Origin of the sequence: Aeribacillus sp. FSL W8-0870 (genome assembly GCF_037963755.1) — a bacterium.
In the GTDB taxonomy this organism is placed as follows: Bacteria; Bacillota; Bacilli; order Bacillales; family Aeribacillaceae; genus Aeribacillus; species Aeribacillus composti.
In genome coordinates this window covers 3,130,415-3,146,420 of record NZ_CP150165.1, presented here as the reverse complement: position 1 = coordinate 3,146,420, position 16,006 = coordinate 3,130,415, and the positions used below count along the sequence as shown (strand labels likewise).

Annotated in this window: 16 protein-coding genes; 12 read left to right on the top strand and 4 right to left on the bottom strand. The window is 38.9% G+C overall.

Annotated features, from left to right (window positions below; all coding sequences use genetic code 11):
* Positions 1-581 precede the first annotated feature (581 nt).
* From NSU02_RS15245 to NSU02_RS15235, 3 genes are all read right to left on the bottom strand, one after another.
* A complete protein-coding gene (locus tag NSU02_RS15245) occupies positions 582-1,793 on the bottom strand; it encodes an ABC transporter permease (protein ID WP_339193239.1) in 1,212 nt (403 codons plus the stop codon).
* On the bottom strand, positions 1,777-2,526 hold the full coding sequence (locus tag NSU02_RS15240; RefSeq protein WP_063387318.1) for an ABC transporter ATP-binding protein: 750 nt from the start codon (positions 2,524-2,526) through the stop codon (positions 1,777-1,779). The genes NSU02_RS15245 and NSU02_RS15240 overlap by 17 nt, the downstream gene beginning before the upstream one ends.
* A 111-nt stretch (positions 2,527-2,637) precedes the next feature.
* Positions 2,638-3,144, bottom strand: a complete 507-nt coding sequence (locus NSU02_RS15235) for an antibiotic biosynthesis monooxygenase (RefSeq protein ID WP_063387319.1) — start codon at positions 3,142-3,144, stop codon at positions 2,638-2,640.
* A gap of 133 nt (positions 3,145-3,277) precedes the next feature.
* Between NSU02_RS15235 and NSU02_RS15230 the strand changes: the two genes are divergently transcribed.
* The 5 genes from NSU02_RS15230 (at position 3,278) to NSU02_RS15210 (ending at position 10,261) form a co-directional block, all read left to right on the top strand.
* The gene (locus NSU02_RS15230; protein WP_339195818.1) at positions 3,278-5,389 is read left to right on the top strand and encodes a PBP1A family penicillin-binding protein; all 2,112 of its coding nucleotides are present in this window, start codon (positions 3,278-3,280) and stop codon (positions 5,387-5,389) included.
* A 127-nt stretch (positions 5,390-5,516) separates the two neighbouring features.
* On the top strand, positions 5,517-6,557 hold the full coding sequence (gene hemE, locus NSU02_RS15225) for a uroporphyrinogen decarboxylase (RefSeq protein ID WP_339193238.1): 1,041 nt from the start codon (positions 5,517-5,519) through the stop codon (positions 6,555-6,557).
* A gap of 41 nt (positions 6,558-6,598) precedes the next feature.
* The gene (hemH, locus tag NSU02_RS15220) at positions 6,599-7,537 is read left to right on the top strand and encodes a ferrochelatase (RefSeq protein ID WP_311066411.1); all 939 of its coding nucleotides are present in this window, start codon (positions 6,599-6,601) and stop codon (positions 7,535-7,537) included.
* 12 nt (positions 7,538-7,549) lie between these two features.
* Positions 7,550-8,968, top strand: coding sequence for a protoporphyrinogen oxidase (gene hemY / locus NSU02_RS15215; protein WP_063387322.1), 1,419 nt, complete (start codon positions 7,550-7,552; stop codon positions 8,966-8,968).
* Between the two features lie 279 nt (positions 8,969-9,247).
* A complete protein-coding gene (locus NSU02_RS15210) occupies positions 9,248-10,261 on the top strand; it encodes a LacI family DNA-binding transcriptional regulator (RefSeq protein WP_063387323.1) in 1,014 nt (337 codons plus the stop codon).
* A 61-nt stretch (positions 10,262-10,322) separates the two neighbouring features.
* Here the strand turns inward: NSU02_RS15210 and yhfH are convergent, their stop codons facing one another.
* Positions 10,323-10,454, bottom strand: coding sequence for a protein YhfH (gene yhfH / locus NSU02_RS15205; protein WP_065095529.1), 132 nt, complete (start codon positions 10,452-10,454; stop codon positions 10,323-10,325).
* 103 nt (positions 10,455-10,557) lie between these two features.
* On the opposite strand from yhfH, the gene NSU02_RS15200 reads away from it, so the two are divergent.
* The 7 genes from NSU02_RS15200 (at position 10,558) to NSU02_RS15170 (ending at position 15,965) form a co-directional block, all read left to right on the top strand.
* On the top strand, positions 10,558-11,295 hold the full coding sequence (locus NSU02_RS15200; RefSeq protein ID WP_063387324.1) for an MBL fold metallo-hydrolase: 738 nt from the start codon (positions 10,558-10,560) through the stop codon (positions 11,293-11,295).
* Positions 11,296-11,558: 263 nt separating this feature from the next.
* Entirely contained in the window at positions 11,559-12,521 is a 963-nt protein-coding gene (locus NSU02_RS15195) for an ABC transporter substrate-binding protein (protein WP_063387481.1), read from the top strand.
* Between the two features lie 17 nt (positions 12,522-12,538).
* Complete coding sequence (locus tag NSU02_RS15190) at positions 12,539-13,507, top strand: ABC transporter permease (RefSeq protein ID WP_094244634.1); 969 nt, start codon at positions 12,539-12,541, stop codon at positions 13,505-13,507.
* Entirely contained in the window at positions 13,482-14,270 is a 789-nt protein-coding gene (locus NSU02_RS15185) for an ABC transporter ATP-binding protein (RefSeq protein WP_063387326.1), read from the top strand. Before NSU02_RS15190 ends, NSU02_RS15185 begins: the two co-directional genes overlap by 26 nt.
* A 101-nt stretch (positions 14,271-14,371) precedes the next feature.
* Positions 14,372-14,929, top strand: a complete 558-nt coding sequence (locus NSU02_RS15180; RefSeq protein ID WP_339193237.1) for an XRE family transcriptional regulator — start codon at positions 14,372-14,374, stop codon at positions 14,927-14,929.
* An 18-nt stretch (positions 14,930-14,947) separates the two neighbouring features.
* On the top strand, positions 14,948-15,667 hold the full coding sequence (locus tag NSU02_RS15175; RefSeq protein WP_094244637.1) for an AzlC family ABC transporter permease: 720 nt from the start codon (positions 14,948-14,950) through the stop codon (positions 15,665-15,667).
* Entirely contained in the window at positions 15,660-15,965 is a 306-nt protein-coding gene (locus NSU02_RS15170) for an AzlD domain-containing protein (protein ID WP_311066410.1), read from the top strand. Before NSU02_RS15175 ends, NSU02_RS15170 begins: the two co-directional genes overlap by 8 nt.
* Positions 15,966-16,006 lie beyond the last annotated feature (41 nt).

The following is a 16,006-nucleotide window of genomic DNA, read 5'->3' as shown; positions in this document are numbered from 1 at the left end:
ATGCACATGTTAAAAAAGCGATTTAAAAGTGTCTTTCGTCAACACCCCATTTTCAAATAATGAATGGTATTCCTTTTTGACACTTTAAACTTTTGTTAGAACACGACATGAAAAAATTTTAATGACAAACATCTGTTTAAGTGTGTTGTCACCCTCTTCAGTCAATAGCATACCCACTAATTTATTTTTTATGTTGTGTAAAATAAAAAAATTGAGCGTTTTTTGATGATAAATATGAAAAGGCGTTTAACGCCTCGGGAAGCTCTCAGCATTGTCATGAATTTTTTTTAAATTGGCGGCATAAGCAAAAAGCGTTAAGTCAAAAAAAACGCTCGCTCTTAAAAAAAACAATCCGGCTCCGTAAGGGAAATTTGGCTTTGTGAAATGTTTTTAGCATTCGCAGCCATCTGCCAAAACAGGTTGCTTGGAAAATGAACGCTTTTCCTCACGGTCCAAATGAAAAAGAGCTTCCTGTTGAAAATAAATTAGGACGCTTCCTTAAATGCCATAAAGTTTATTCAAACCGTCCATGAAAAACGATAAAAAACAGATGTCCAAGAAGATTCTTCCGTTCCATTCCTTTATCGTGCCAAAAACTTTCCCGAAAAGTACATATAAACAAAAATATATGCAAATAACGCATTGATTGCCAGCTGGACGCCGACAAATAAAATATTCGTTTGCGTTAATAAAACAATGGTAAGAACGGCTAGCTCAATGAAAAGAATGGTAAAAAGAAGGCGTAAAAAGCTTTTTTTCTTTATATTTTGTGGAACTGGATATAAGTCAGCGATAAAAAGAGCATCATAATGCTTGTATAAGCTCGTTAATTGAATTCCGGTTAGGAAGAGAACAGCTGCCGGCAAAATGATGCAAGATACAAGTGACAAAGGCAAAAAGATGCTGACAATAACGCCGATCATCAATAAGCGGATAAACAATCCGAAATAATCTCCTGAACGAATGAAGGATCTGGAAAACATATATAAAAATACATTTGATTGCTTGTAAGGGATGAAAGACAAAATCCAGTCCATCCATTTCCGTCTTTTTGCTTCAGCCTTCAGTTTCGGCACATCAGTAAACATATTGGCCAATCTATAAAATGATTGCAATTTGCGATTTTCCTGCAAAATTAAAAATTCCCACTGCAGCGTTTTGTTCCTCGTTATCTTGAAGAAATAAATGGTTACCAATGCCATCATGCCGTAAATAAACAGGGACAGCATGCTTTCCTTAACAGCCAAATAAATTACCGTGAAATTGACAGCATATCGGACAAACTTATCCATTATCTGGGATAACCGCTCCGGAAAATGCGTCATTTTCCATTGAATCCACAAATTCCAATATTTAATAACCGTAAGCTGGAAGATAAGGAATAAATAGTTGATGCCTTCACCTTCACCGCTTTGAAAATATAAAGGTGCAAGAATGGTTAGGCATACGATCATTTGGACAGTCTGAAGGATATAGCTGTATATACAAGCACGCTGAAAATAATGGTTTAATCCTTTTTCCATAGGCAGTAAAAAGATGATGTCAGGTTCTTTTAACAACGTGCGTACTTGCGAAAAAGTTACCGTTAATGCTAACAAGAGTGCCATTAAGAATGCTGATGGAAAATGAGGTGGGAGTTGATCAAGCCATTGCTGATACGCATAGGCTCCTCCGCCTAATAAAAACATAATCACTAAAAGCAGATGATCGTTCAGCATATAACGCAAGTATGTTTGTGTTTCTTTTATATGTGCTGCCAAACGGGCAGGCCAAATATCATTGATTGATCTCATCGTCTTGCTCCTTTGTCAGCCGAATATAAAGATCGTCCAATGTTGCACCAGGCATATTGAATTGCTCCTGCAGCTCAAGTTTAGTTCCTTGAGCCCGGACGGTTCCGTTGTGCAAAATCACAAAAGTGTCACAAAACCGTTCTGCATTTGCTAAAATGTGGGTTGACATTAAAATGCCAGCACCTTGTTTTTTCGCCTGATTCATGAGATCAAGCAGGGCGTGAATGGCTAACGGATCCAGCCCGACAAACGGTTCATCAATTATGTAAAGGGATGGCTGAACTAAAAAAGCGCACATAATCATGACCTTTTGTTTCATCCCTTTAGAAAAATGTGCCGGAAACCATTTCAACTGCTTTTCCATTCGAAATGTTTTTAAAAGAGGATCGAGCCGCTCGTTAAATGTCTCTTCACTGATCCCGTGCGCCATAGCCATCAATTGCAAATGCTCAAATAACGTCATTTCTTCGTATAAAATAGGGGTTTCAGGAACAAAACTAAATTGCTTTCGATATTGCACCGGATCTTCCTGAAATGTTTTGCCGTTAATTTTAATAGTCCCGTCACTTGGCTCCATCAAACCGATGATATGCTTGATCGTTGTGCTTTTCCCCGCACCGTTTAATCCAATTAAACCGACCATTTCATTTTCGTTTACAGTGAATGAAACATTTTTTAAAACAGGCTTATTTGTGTACCCGCCGGTAATCTGATCTACTGATAATAAAGTCATATTTTCCGCCTCTCCCCTTTATTTTTTTAAAATTAAATGAGGCTTGATGTATTTAGCCGTTTCAACGATTTTTGCATGTTTTGATCCATTCTTCTCTCTTTCCATTTTAAATCATTCCTTCTCATCTTTTACAATATAATATTTCTTTACTCGGGGTGGAGAAGGAAAAATGAGTTTATCGCTCATCCCTAAAGCTTTTTTAAAGTGGTTAGCAAAAGCTTCGTTTTGATCCCATTTGTTAAAATCTTGTTCTGTCTCCCATAAAGTGAAAATGATATAAGTGTTTTTGAAAAGAGGGCGGAGAACTCTTAAGGCAACAAAGCCCGAATGGCTTTCAATGAATCGAGATAGCTCTTTAAATTGCTGTTCAAATAGAGGTTTTCCTTCATCTGTAACAGATATATAGGTAAACACGGCAAACCCTCCATCGCTGCAGATACTTCCTCTTTTATCAATAATTTCATATTTTTTGGGTTCTTTAAAAATTGTTGTTCCTTTTGTTTCATGCATAAGGACGGCGCTTTCACCGTCATGCATGAATAACATGCATTCTGCTAGATTATTTTTTTTGATTTTGCTTAAATATTCAATAGTGCCGAAAGCTATATAAACATTCATAACAGTCACCTCGCACGAAAATCACTTGACAATTTGCGAAAAAAGTTAAACATGTTACATACTGTATCCAAAATTATACAATACTAATTATGGGAGTTAAACAGAGGTGAAAACATTGTTGAAAAAAATAAAGATGATCTCGGGAATCGTTTTATCTGCTGCTGTGTTAAGTATTATCGCATACTTTGCCATGATTTGGATAGGCGCTATCGTTGTGGATGAAAAAAAGCTTGTTTTGCATTCTGCGACCTCTTTGATCGATCAAGAAGGACGGCCCATTACGAAATTATATTTAGAAAACAGAGAGATCATCGATATTGATAAAGTTCCGAAGCATGTACAAAATGCTTTCATCGCTGTTGAAGATAAAAGGTTTTATGAGCATCACGGCATTGATTTTCGGGCAATTTCAAGGGCGCTGTTCAAGGACATTGCTGCTTTCAAAAAAGTAGAGGGCGGCAGTACAATCACCCAACAGCTCGCCAAAAATGTTTTTTTAACAAACGATAAAACGGTTTTGAGAAAAATGACAGAAGCTATCATTGCCATTTATCTTGAACAGAAATATAGCAAAAGAAAAATTTTAGAGATGTATTTGAATCAAATCTATTTTGGACATGGCGTATACGGCATCCAGTCTGCATCAAAATTTTTTTTCAATAAAGATGCCTCTGAACTGACTATTGAAGAAGGGGCGCTGCTAGCCGGCCTGCCGAAGGCTCCAGCAGCCTATTCTCCGATTTTGCACCCAGAAAAAAGCTTAGAAAGAAGAAATGCGATATTAACCTTAATGGAGCGCGAAAACTATATTTCTCCGGAGCAAGCTGTCAGAAGCCAGGGGAAAACATTAGGTCTGAATATTCATAAAACGGAAGATAAGCCTTGGCTGTCCGCCTATATTGACATGGTATTTGAGGAAGCGGAAAATAAGTATCATCTTTCAAATGAAGAACTCCTAAAAGGCGGATATAAAATTACCGTTCCGATCAATATCGATGTTCAGGAAAAAGCATTCAAAGTTTTTAAAGAAAAGGCTTATTTTCAAGGTACGAAAGATGATGCTCAAGGCGCTTTTATTTTATTAGATAATAAAACAGGCGGTGTGCTTGCTGCGATCGGCGGGCGAAATTATGTTTCCAAAGGATTTAATCGATTGACAGCGAAGCGCCAGCCGGGGTCAACGTTTAAGCCGATAGCTGTATATGCTCCGGCAATGGAGGAAGGACTTTTTCAGCCTTATTCTCTTCTAAAAGATGAGAAATTGGATTATAAAGGATACTCTCCAAGCAATTACGATGGACGTTATGACGGACATGTAACCATGTTTGATGCGCTCATTCATTCAAAAAATGCTCCTTCTGTATGGGTGCTCGATAAGCTTGGAATCGATAAAAGCAAAGAGTATTTAGAGAAAAACGGGATTTATATTGAGGATAAAGGACTGGCGATTGCTTTAGGAGGACTAAAGTACGGCGTGTCGCCGTTTGATTTGGCAAATGCATACAGAACTTTTGCCAATAATGGTCAATACAGCAAGCCGTATTTCATACAAAAAATTGTGAATGCCAACGGCGATGTAGTGGCAGAAGTAAAAAAACAAAAATATCAAGTTTTTTCTCCGCAAACCTCGTGGAATATGACGAGGATGCTGGAGCAGGTTGTTAAAGAAGGAACTGCCAAAGCGGGACAATATGAAGGAGCTTTAGCTGGAAAAACGGGTACGACATCATTTCCTGGAAAAAAGGGCGCCGTGATGGACGCATGGTTTGTCGGATATACTCCTGACGTGACGGGGGCAGTGTGGATCGGATATGACCGGACAGATGAAGAACATTTTTTAAAGGGTGGGAGCGATTATCCAACGAAAATGTTTAAAAATATTTTAAGCGGTTTGAAATTTGAGGAAAAAACATCCTTTACGATTCCGAAAAAAGTGAAAGATTTAGAAAAACCAATCAGGCTTTCACAAATCCCTTCGCTTTCCGCCACATATCAATTTCACGCACTTCAATTATTTAAAGTGACATTAAAATGGCCTGCCCAAGATGATGACCGGGTCGTATACCGAATTTATGAACGAAGCGGAGAAAGCAAGAAATTGGTCGGATCTGTAAAGGGAAAAGGAGAATATGAAATACCGTATATTAGCATTTTTTCAGAGCATTTTTATCAAGTTGTCCCTTATAATCCGCAAACCCATCAGGAAGGGGAAGGTACTGAATTTGTCAGCCCGCGCTGGGAATAACAAAATGCTGGAAAGATCTTTCGTCGATTTTATGACATTTCCCTTATATTCCTATACAATCGGGCAAGGGAAGAGGTATAGTTTAAAAAGAGTATTAGAAAGGAATCGTTTTTAAAGGGGGATTTACATGGATAGGAAGAAAAGCTTTAATAATACTTTTTTAAAAGCGTGCAGAGGCGAAGCGACGGACTATGTTCCTGTTTGGTATATGAGGCAAGCCGGGAGATCCCAGCCTGAATACCGGGCGTTAAAAGAAAAATACAGCTTATTTGAAATTACTCATCAACCAGAGCTTTGTGCATATGTCACTAGACTTCCTGTCGAGCAGTACGGGGTTGATGCCGCAATTTTATATAAAGATATTATGACGCCGCTGCCTGCCCTTGGAGTTCAAGTTGAAATTAAAGCGGGAACAGGGCCTGTTATTGAAAATCCGATCAGGTCGCTGGAGGATGTAAAAAAACTTGGTGAAATTCATCCTGAGGAAGATGTTCCATATGTTTTAGATACGATTAAGCTTTTAGTCAATGAGCAGCTGAATGTTCCGTTGATTGGATTTGCCGGAGCACCATTTACTCTTGCCAGCTACATGATTGAGGGAGGCCCTTCTAAAAATTATAACAAAACAAAGGCATTCATGTATGCTGAACCAGAAGCTTGGTTTCTTTTAATGGAAAAGCTTGCCGATATGACCATTACATACGTGAAAGCGCAAATTGACGCAGGGGTTAAAGCGGTGCAAATTTTTGATTCATGGGTCGGAGCATTAAATGCTTCTGATTATCGATATTATATTAAGCCGGTGATGAACCGCATTTTTTCGGAATTAAAGGAAAAAGAGGCGCCGCTTATTATGTTTGGAGTGGGAGCAGGACATTTAGTAAAAGAATGGAATGATTTGCCTTTAGACGTGATCGGTTTAGATTGGCGTCTGTCGATTTCTGCTGCCAGAGAAATGGGGATTTCCAAAACATTGCAGGGAAATCTTGATCCGGCAGTTTTGCTTGCGCCGTGGGATTTTGTGAAAGAACGGGTAAAGGCTATTTTAGATGAAGGAATGAAACAGCCAGGTTTTATTTTTAATCTTGGACATGGCGTCTTTCCACAAGTAAAACCGGAAACATTAAAAAAATTAACGGAATTTATTCATGATTATAAGCAAAAATAGATCGAAATAAATGATCAACTTGAATTTTGGAGGTGCACGTAATGTCGAAGAAAAAAATGGGTTTGTTAGTGATGGCTTATGGTACACCATATAAAGAAGAGGATATTGAACGCTATTACACCCACATTCGCCATGGAAGAAAGCCTGATCCAGAAAGTCTGGAAGATTTAAAAGAACGATACAAGGCGATCGGAGGCATTTCTCCTCTTGCTAAAATAACAGAGGAACAAGCGAAAGGTTTAGAAAAATATTTAAATCATATTCAAAATGAAATAGAATTCCATATGTATTTAGGATTAAAACATATTGAGCCGTTTATTGAAGATGCAGTTGAACAAATGAATAAAGATGGAATTACTGAGGCGGTCAGCATCGTTTTAGCTCCGCACTATTCGACCTTCAGCATTAAGTCGTACAACGGCAGGGCAAAGGAAATTGCAAAAAAACTCGGAGGGCCTTCCATCACTTCTATCGAAAGCTGGTATAAAGAACCGAAATTTATTGAATATTGGGCTAAACAAATAAAAGAAACGTACGCGAAAATGACTGAAGAAGAACGGGAAAAAGCTGTATTAATTGTTTCAGCACATAGTCTGCCGGAAAAAATTGTGCAATTAGGGGATCCTTACCCAGATCAATTACAAGAAACAGCTGAATTAATTGCAAAAGAAGCCGGAGTGCAGCATTTTGCTGTTGGCTGGCAAAGTGAAGGCAATACTCCGGAGCCGTGGCTCGGACCAGATGTTCAAGATTTAACAAGAGATCTGTTTGAACAAAAAGGATACCGGACGTTTGTTTATGCTCCAGTAGGTTTTGTGGCTGATCACTTGGAAGTTCTATACGATAACGATGTCGAGTGCAAGGCAGTAACAGACGAGCTTGGAGCAGCTTATTATCGTCCAGAAATGCCGAATGCAAAACCTGAATTCATCGATTGTTTAGCTACAGTCGTGTTAAAACACTTAGGAATGTCAAAATAAGAAGGAGATTTTATGGGAAGAAAAAAAGTAGCAATTGTTGGCGGGGGAATAACTGGGCTTTCAGTTGCGTTCTACTTGCAGTCAGAAATTAAAAAAAATCATCTTCCAATAGATGTTGTGCTGATTGAAGCGAAGCCGCGATTAGGAGGAAAAATAGAAACGATAAAAAGGGACGGATTTATCATTGAAAGAGGTCCGGATTCCTTTTTGGAGCGGAAAAAAAGCGCTACGCAGCTTGCAAAGGACGTAGGGCTTGGAGATTATTTGGTGAACAATGACGTGGGGCAATCTTTTGTCCTTGTTGGCGACAAGCTCCATCCGATCCCAAAAGGAGCGGTTATGGGCGTGCCAACAAATATTGCTTCTTTCGCCACCTCCGGTTTGTTTTCGTTAACTGGCAAGCTGCGGGCTTCGTTTGACCTTTTCCTGCCGAAGAAAAAAGTGGACGGAGATCAGTCATTAGGCGGATTTTTTGGCCGCAGGCTCGGCAGCGAAGTGGTTGAAAATTTGATTGAACCGCTTCTTTCCGGGATTTATGCAGGAGATATTTATAATTTAAGTTTATTAGCAATCTTTCCGCACTTTTATGAAATTGAACAAAAGCATCGCAGTTTAATTTTAGGAATGGCCAAGCAGGCGCAAAAGTCTAAACAAAAACAACAACAGGAGCAACATAAAGGGATTTTTCAAACCGTTTCAACTGGTTTGCAATCGATTGTTGAAGCAATAGAACGCCAATTGGATCATACGGTAGTGAAAAAAGGAATAAAAGTTTCGGAGATTAAAAAGGAAGATGATCTCTACCATTTGGAATTATCTGACGGAACTGTTGACAAGGCGGATGCGATAGTCATTACCGCTCAGCATGATGCTATTCCATCTATGTTTCCGAATGAGCAGCAAACACTCGCTTATTTCAAAAAAATGCCTTCAACATCTGTTGCAACCGTTGCAATGGCTTATCCGGAAGAAGCTGTTCAGCTGCCCGCAGATGGAACGGGGTTTGTTGTTTCGAGAAACAGCGGCTATACGATTACTGCTTGTACATGGACCAACAAAAAATGGCCGCATACTGCTCCGAAGGGCAAAACGCTGCTAAGAGCGTATGTTGGAAAAGCAGGAGATGAAGCGGTTGTTGACCAGCCGGATGATGTGATCATTCAAACCGTTTTGGATGACTTAAATCGATTGATGCCGGTAAAAGGAGAACCGATTTTTTCTATTGTTACAAGATTGAAGGAAGCAATGCCTCAATACATTGTCGGACACCTTGACAACATAAGAAATATAAAAAGTATTATGGGACAAAAATACCCCGGAATATATTTAACGGGTGCCTCTTTTGAAGGATTGGGGATCCCGGACTGCATTGATCAAGGTAAAAAAGCGGTGAAAGATGTTCTTCAATTTTTACATTTGGGACAAGCTTAAAAGGCAGGCTTGTCTCTTATTTTTTCAGAGGAGGCATCCATTTTAGCAAGTTTTGACGCTTCCGACTTCTGATCTTTAAAACGCCTTGGTTGGTTCCCATTGTTTAAAGTCCGACAATTCAAATTGAAGAAAATATATATTTGTTGAACAAGTTAGCATTTCTGTTTTTTTTAGAAAAAGCGATCTGGAAAGATATAAAAAATTCATTGCACATCTGTTGACCATTGATCTATAATCAAAAGAAAATCAAGGGATCCCAAAGTTTTTGGAGGAATGAAAGTGGCTACAATTGAAGATGTGGCAAAACTGGCTGGTTTATCGAAAACGACAGTTTCAAGGGTGATAAATAATCAGCCTTACGTATCGGAGGAAAAAAAACAATTAGTGCTAGAAGCAATGAAGCAATTAGGGTATGTACCTAATTCTTCAGCTAGAAGTTTAAGAAATCAAAAAACTGAAATTATTGCTGTCATTATTCCTAGGGTTATGAACCCGTTTTTTGGACAATTTGTTGAATCGCTGGAAATCGTTGCGTCTCAATACCATTATCAATTGATTGTTTGTCAAACGTTATATTCAGCAAAAAAAGAATTAGACTATTTAAACTTGTTAAAAACGAAACAAGTAGATGGAGTGATTATGACGACATTGCTAAATGGCTGGGAGGCTGTTGAGCCGTTTTTAGAATACGGTCCGATTATTTTATGCAACGAATTCGATGAACAGGCAAATGTCCCGATGATTCATATGGATCAAAACTACGGAGGGTATGTTGCAACTAAGCATTTAATCGATCAAGGATACAATAAAATTGCTTTTTGCTGTGGAAATGTAAACAGTAATGTTTCGAGAGCTAGGGAAGAAGGTTTTCGAAAAGCACTTCGTGAAGCGGGATTGTACCTTCCTGAGCAATATATTTTCCGAAATGTATTTACATTTGAAGACGGAAAAAATGTCTTGAGGAAAATGATGGAGATGGTTGAAGCTCCAACGGCGGTCTTCACAGGTTCTGATGAAGTGGCAGCCGGGATGATTTCTGAGTCAAAGAGACTTGGCGTCCGTGTCCCGGAAGAATTAGCGGTCGTCGGGTTTGACAATCAGGCTATAACTGAACTGATGGAGCCTATGATTACGACGGTTAATCAGCCGGTGAAAGAAATGGGTCATTTAGCAATGGAAGTGATGATGGAAAAAATAAAAACGAGACGGTATAAAGAAAGAGAGGTGCATCTTTTGCCTCTTACATTAATTGTAAGGGATTCTTCAAAGCTAGCCAATTACAATGTGTATTAGTACAGGTTAAGAGAAGAGAAAAAATATTCAGGCAATTCTTTTTAGAATTGCCTGAATAAATTTATTTTACATGTAAGCAATGATTGCATTTGTTCCCGTAGCATTCGTGCTGTTCTTCAATTTCTTTTCCGCATTCAATACATTTTTTTCTTGGCAAGTTTCTAAAAAATTCAGTGATTTTTTGTCCTAACATTTATTATCCCCCCGTGCTGTTGTTATTAACATTGTATTATAACAGAATGAAAAATGTCAATACTGTTTTAAAACATTTTTTCTTATTGAGGAGGATAAGGGTGATGAAAGTAACAGTTGTAGGGTTCTGGGGAGGCTATCCAGAAGCGAATGAGGCTACATCAGGCTATTTATTTCAGGAAAAGGGGTTTAACCTGTTAGTTGATTGCGGAAGTGCTGTATTATCACAGCTGCAAAATTTTGTATCACTTTCAGATTTAGATGCTGTGATCCTTTCTCATTATCATCATGATCATATTGCAGATATTGGACCGCTGCAATATGCAAGACAAATTACCGGCATGTTGCAAAAATCAAACAAAATTTTGCCCATTTACGGACATAGCCTTGATACAAAAGAATTTGACAGACTCACACATTTGAATGTGACAAAAGGAATTTCATACGATCCTGATCAATCGATTTCGATCGGTCCGTTTACGATTACATTTTTAAAAACAGATCATCCTGTTGACTGTTTTGCCATGAGATTTACTTCAGGACATAAAACGGTTGTATACACGGCAGATTCAAGCTTTAAAAATGAATTCATTCCATTCAGCCAAAATGCGGACTTGCTTATATGCGAATGCAATATGTATGCGAATGAAGACGGCAAAAAGTTTGGGCATATGAATTCCCACGAAGCTGCGACAATTGCTAAGGAAGCAAATGTAAAAGAACTTTTGCTGACTCATTTGCCTCATAAAGGCAATCATGAAGAATTGATAGAAGAAGCTAAAACGATTTTTAATGGATCGATCAAGCTGGCGAAAACAGGGTTGTCGTTACATATTGATTAAAGAGAAATTATATTAGCAAAATTATGGGACAGCCTTTTGCCGAACATTTCATAAACTTAAAGCTACTTGCAAACTTCATTTTGACAGAATAGTGTTCCATTTTCTGTAAGGGTGCAGTATGTTGGCATCCTTATTTTTTTGGAAAATTCGTCAGAAAATAATTGAAAATCAAAAATATATTGTTATAATTTAAAGCATAAAAGTAAAAAAGGGGGAAGAAAATTTTGAAAACTAGGATAGGAGCAATCGGAGGAATTTTTTTGATGGCGCTCCTCGTGCTGTCAGGTTGTGGAAGCAGCAAAGGGTCCAGCAGCGAAAGCAATAGTGAAGAAGGAAAGAAAGAAACATTTAAAATTGGTATCACTCAATTTGTAGCGCACCCGTCGCTGGATGAGGCATTGAAGGGATTTCAACAAGCAATTAAAGATAAAGGGTTAAATGTAGATTATGATATTCAAAACGCTCAAGGGGATCAATCGAATACCCAAACGATTGCGAATAACTTCGTCGGAGATAACGTCGATTTAATTTTTGCGAATGCAACGCCTAGTGCACTTGCTGCAGCAAATGCTACAAAGGATATTCCAATTGTATTTACATCCGTAACAGATCCTGTCGGCGCCGGGCTTGTGAAAGAGATGGAAAATCCAGGAGGGAATGTAACAGGAACTACTGATACCCATCCTGATGCCATACCGAAAACGGTGAAATTTATTGATCAATATTTAGATGGCAAAAGAATAGGAATGATCTATAATTCAGGCGAACAAAACTCTGTTGCGCAAATTGACCTTGTTAAAAAAGCGACAGAAGGAACGGATTTGAAAATTGTCGAAGCTTCTGTTTCTACTTCAGCTGAAGTGAAACAAGCTGCTGAATCTCTTGTCGGCAAAGTCGATTGCTTTTACATTATCACTGACAATACCGTTGTTTCTGCGCTTGATTCGGTTATTTCCGTTGCAAATGAAAACGATATCCCGCTGTTTGTCGGTGAATTAGATTCAGTCAAAAAAGGCGGTTTTGCTGCGTACGGATTTGAATATTATGACATTGGCTATGAAGCAGGAGAAATGGCTGCAAAAATTTTAACAGAAGGGAAAAAGCCGTCTGAACTGCCTGTTCAATATCCGCAAAACTTAAAGCTTCTTATTAATAAAAAAGCAGCAGCTGAGATGAACGTTAAGATTTTAGACGAGTGGAGCAAAGAAGCAGAGTTTATTGAGTAATTTGGAAGGGTGTTTACATGCTGACAGCAGTATATGGCTCACTTGAGGCGGGACTTATTTACGCAATAATGGCTCTCGGAGTCTATTTATCTTTTAGAATATTAGATTTTCCAGATTTAACGGTTGACGGTAGCTTCGTTACTGGAGCTGCCGTCGCAGCCGTCATGATCATAGACGGAGCTCATCCTGTTATGGCGACGATTGCCGGAATGATTGTCGGCTTTCTAGCTGGGATCTTAACGGGAATTTTGCATTCGTATGGGAAAATTAATCCGTTGTTATCCGGTATATTAATGATGATCGCTCTTTATTCCATTAATTTGCGAATTATGGGAAAATCGAATGTTTCGCTTTTACAGGAGGAAACGCTTTTCTCAAAGCTGGCCGATGCGCTGGCACCGATCGATCAAGCCGTTAAGAGCGTCATTTCTTTTTCCCCGACCACATGGTCAGTCATCATTTCAATGGTGTTATTGGTCGCTTTTTTAAAGCTCATCCTTGATTACTTCTTAAAAACGGAAATCGGACTTGCTATAAGAGCTGTCGGAGATAACGAAGAAATGATTAAAAGTTTTTCGGCGAATACAAACTTTCTTAAAGTATTAGGATTAGGATTGTCAAATGGTTTGGTTGCTTTGTCAGGTGCACTTGTCGCCCAATATAATGGCTTCAGCGATGCCAATATGGGAATTGGAATGATTGTGATCGGGCTTGCTTCCGTTATTATTGGAGAGGCAATTGTCGGCAGCAAGACGATTGTTCGGGCTACCTTAGCTGTTATAATCGGTGCTGTCATTTATCGTTTCATAGTCGCCTTTGCATTTAGATTTAACTTTTTTGAAACAGGCGATATAAAATTAATTACAGCTTGTATCGTCATTTTGGCGTTAATCATCCCGCGATATTTTGAAAAACGGCGTGAGAAAAAAAGAAAATTGGCAAGAAAGCGGGGTGAACAAGTTGCTTCAGCTAAAACACATTCATAAAGTGTTTAACGAAGGGTCATTGGATGAAAAAATCGCCTTAGATGGAATTCATTTAGAGGTCGAAAAAGGCGATTTTATTACGATTATTGGCAGCAACGGCGCAGGGAAATCGACTTTGCTGAACATCATAGCTGGAAAGCTGTTTCCCGATGAGGGGGAAGTCTGGCTTGACGGCGTAAATATAACAACACTTCCTGAGCATAAACGATCAAAATATATCGGCAGAGTGTTTCAAAATCCGTTGTCAGGCACATCGCCGACGTTGACCATTGAAGAAAATTTGGCGATCGCTTACGGCCGTGTTCATAAACGAACTTTGGCCAGAGGTGTAACGAATAAGCGGAAAAATTATTTTAAGGAGCAGCTGTCGCTTTTAGGGCTTGGATTAGAAAACCGTTTAAATGCGAAAGTAGGATTGCTGTCAGGCGGGGAAAGACAGGCGTTGTCGCTTTTGATGGCAACATTTACGAAACCGAAAATATTATTGCTTGATGAGCATACAGCCGCATTAGATCCCGCACGCGCAGAGGTCGTCCTGTCGCTTACGAAAAAATTTATTGAAGAATATAATTTAACAACGATTATGATTACACATAATATGCAGCAGGCGATTGATCTAGGAAACAGATTGCTGATGATGAATCGCGGAAAAATCATTTTTGAGGCATCTGCTGAAGAAAAAGTAAAACTGACCATTCCGAAATTAATGGACGAATTTGCCAAAATTCAAGATGCAGTATCTGACCGGGTGCTCTTAAGCTGATATTCACCTCTTTCCATTCAGGGGAGAGGTTTTTAAGTGCAATTTTGTTCAATATATAAAACAAATGTATGAATAAACAAAACATAAAAAAGGAGGAAAACATGAAGCCGATTCAGCAAATTATTGGGGAAAATTTTTGTAAAATCCGAAAAAGGATGGCGCTAAGCCTCGACAAGGTGTCTGAAAAGACAGGCGTTTCCAAAGCGATTCTGGCACAAATTGAAAGAGGGGAAGCGAATCCGACTGTTACCACGCTGTGGAAAATAGCGAACGGACTTCATGTATCATTTTCCGCTTTGATGAAGGAGGAGGCGCCAAGCGTTCAAAAAATATCTTTATCAAACATACCGGCTATATCTGATGATGATGAAAGGTATAAAGTATACCCGATGTTTACGTTTGAAATCGGCAAGCCGTTTGAGGTGTTTGAAGCACATTTAGAGCCTGGACATGTCCATCAATCGGATGAACATGCGCGCGGGGTGCAAGAAATTTTGATCATTCAAAAGGGAGCTTTAGAAATTGTAATTGATGGATGTTCTTATGTTGTTCGCGAAGGGGAAGCGATCCGATTTGCAGCGGACAAAAAGCATGATTATAAAAATATAACGGATCAAAAAGTTAAATATTATGTGATCATTTATTATCCGGAAAACTAGAAATGGAGGTGATTCCGATTGCATTCGACAGCATTGGCAAAATATAAATCGGAATTAATCCAAGGCATTCAAGCAGGAATCAGCATTGCCATCGGCTATTTCCCCGTTGCCATCGCTTTCGGCCTTCTTGCTGAAAGAACGGGACTTTCGATTGCGGAAACGGTGATGATGAGTGCAATCGTTTTTGCAGGAGCGGCTCAATATATGTCATTAAGCCTAATTGCTGCGCATGTTGGTGCTTGGGAAATTATTATGACAACTTTCATTGTAAACATCCGCCATTTCCTTATGTCAGCATCATTAAATGAGAAAGTGGAGAAAGACTCCATTTGGATAAAAGCTCTGTACGGCTTTGGTGTAACAGATGAAACATATGCAGTTGCGGCTGTCAGACAGGAAATGGTCACAGCACCATATATGTTTGGACTATGCTTGATGGCATATAGCAGCTGGGTGATCAATTCTGGAATCGGTTATATAGTTGGAGAAAATTTGCCCGCTTTCTTACAGGAAAGCATGGGAATTGCTCTATATGCCCTATTCATCGGCTTATTGGTTCCTTCATTAAAAAAACATCGGAAAATTATCGTACTAGCTTTATTATCTGCAGTGATAAATTCCGTTTTATTGACGACCGGACGGCTGTCTATAGGCTGGTCTATTGCATTGTCGTCCTTATTTTCCTCCGTTGTTGTGGAATGTATCTTTAGAAAATTAGAGGTGCAGCAAGATGAATAGCCAAATATTTTGGTTGATTATCGGAATGGGCGTTGTGACATACATACCGCGAATGCTTCCTTTTGTTGTCTTCAGTCAATTACATCTCCCTCCGTTTTGGCAAAATGTATTAAAAAATGTACCATATGCAACATTAGGTGCATTGATCGTGCCTTCGGTCTTTTTTATTCACGAGGATTTCCTGTTTGGAGCAGTCGGTGCATTTACAGCGTTCATTGCTGCTTATTTCGGAGCCAACGTCTTTTTTGTAGTTATGTGTTCAATTGCCGTTTTATCTTTTTACAGCTTCTTTTTCTAAATATTTTGGAAAAGCAGTTCTATTACGATGTTTTTTTATCT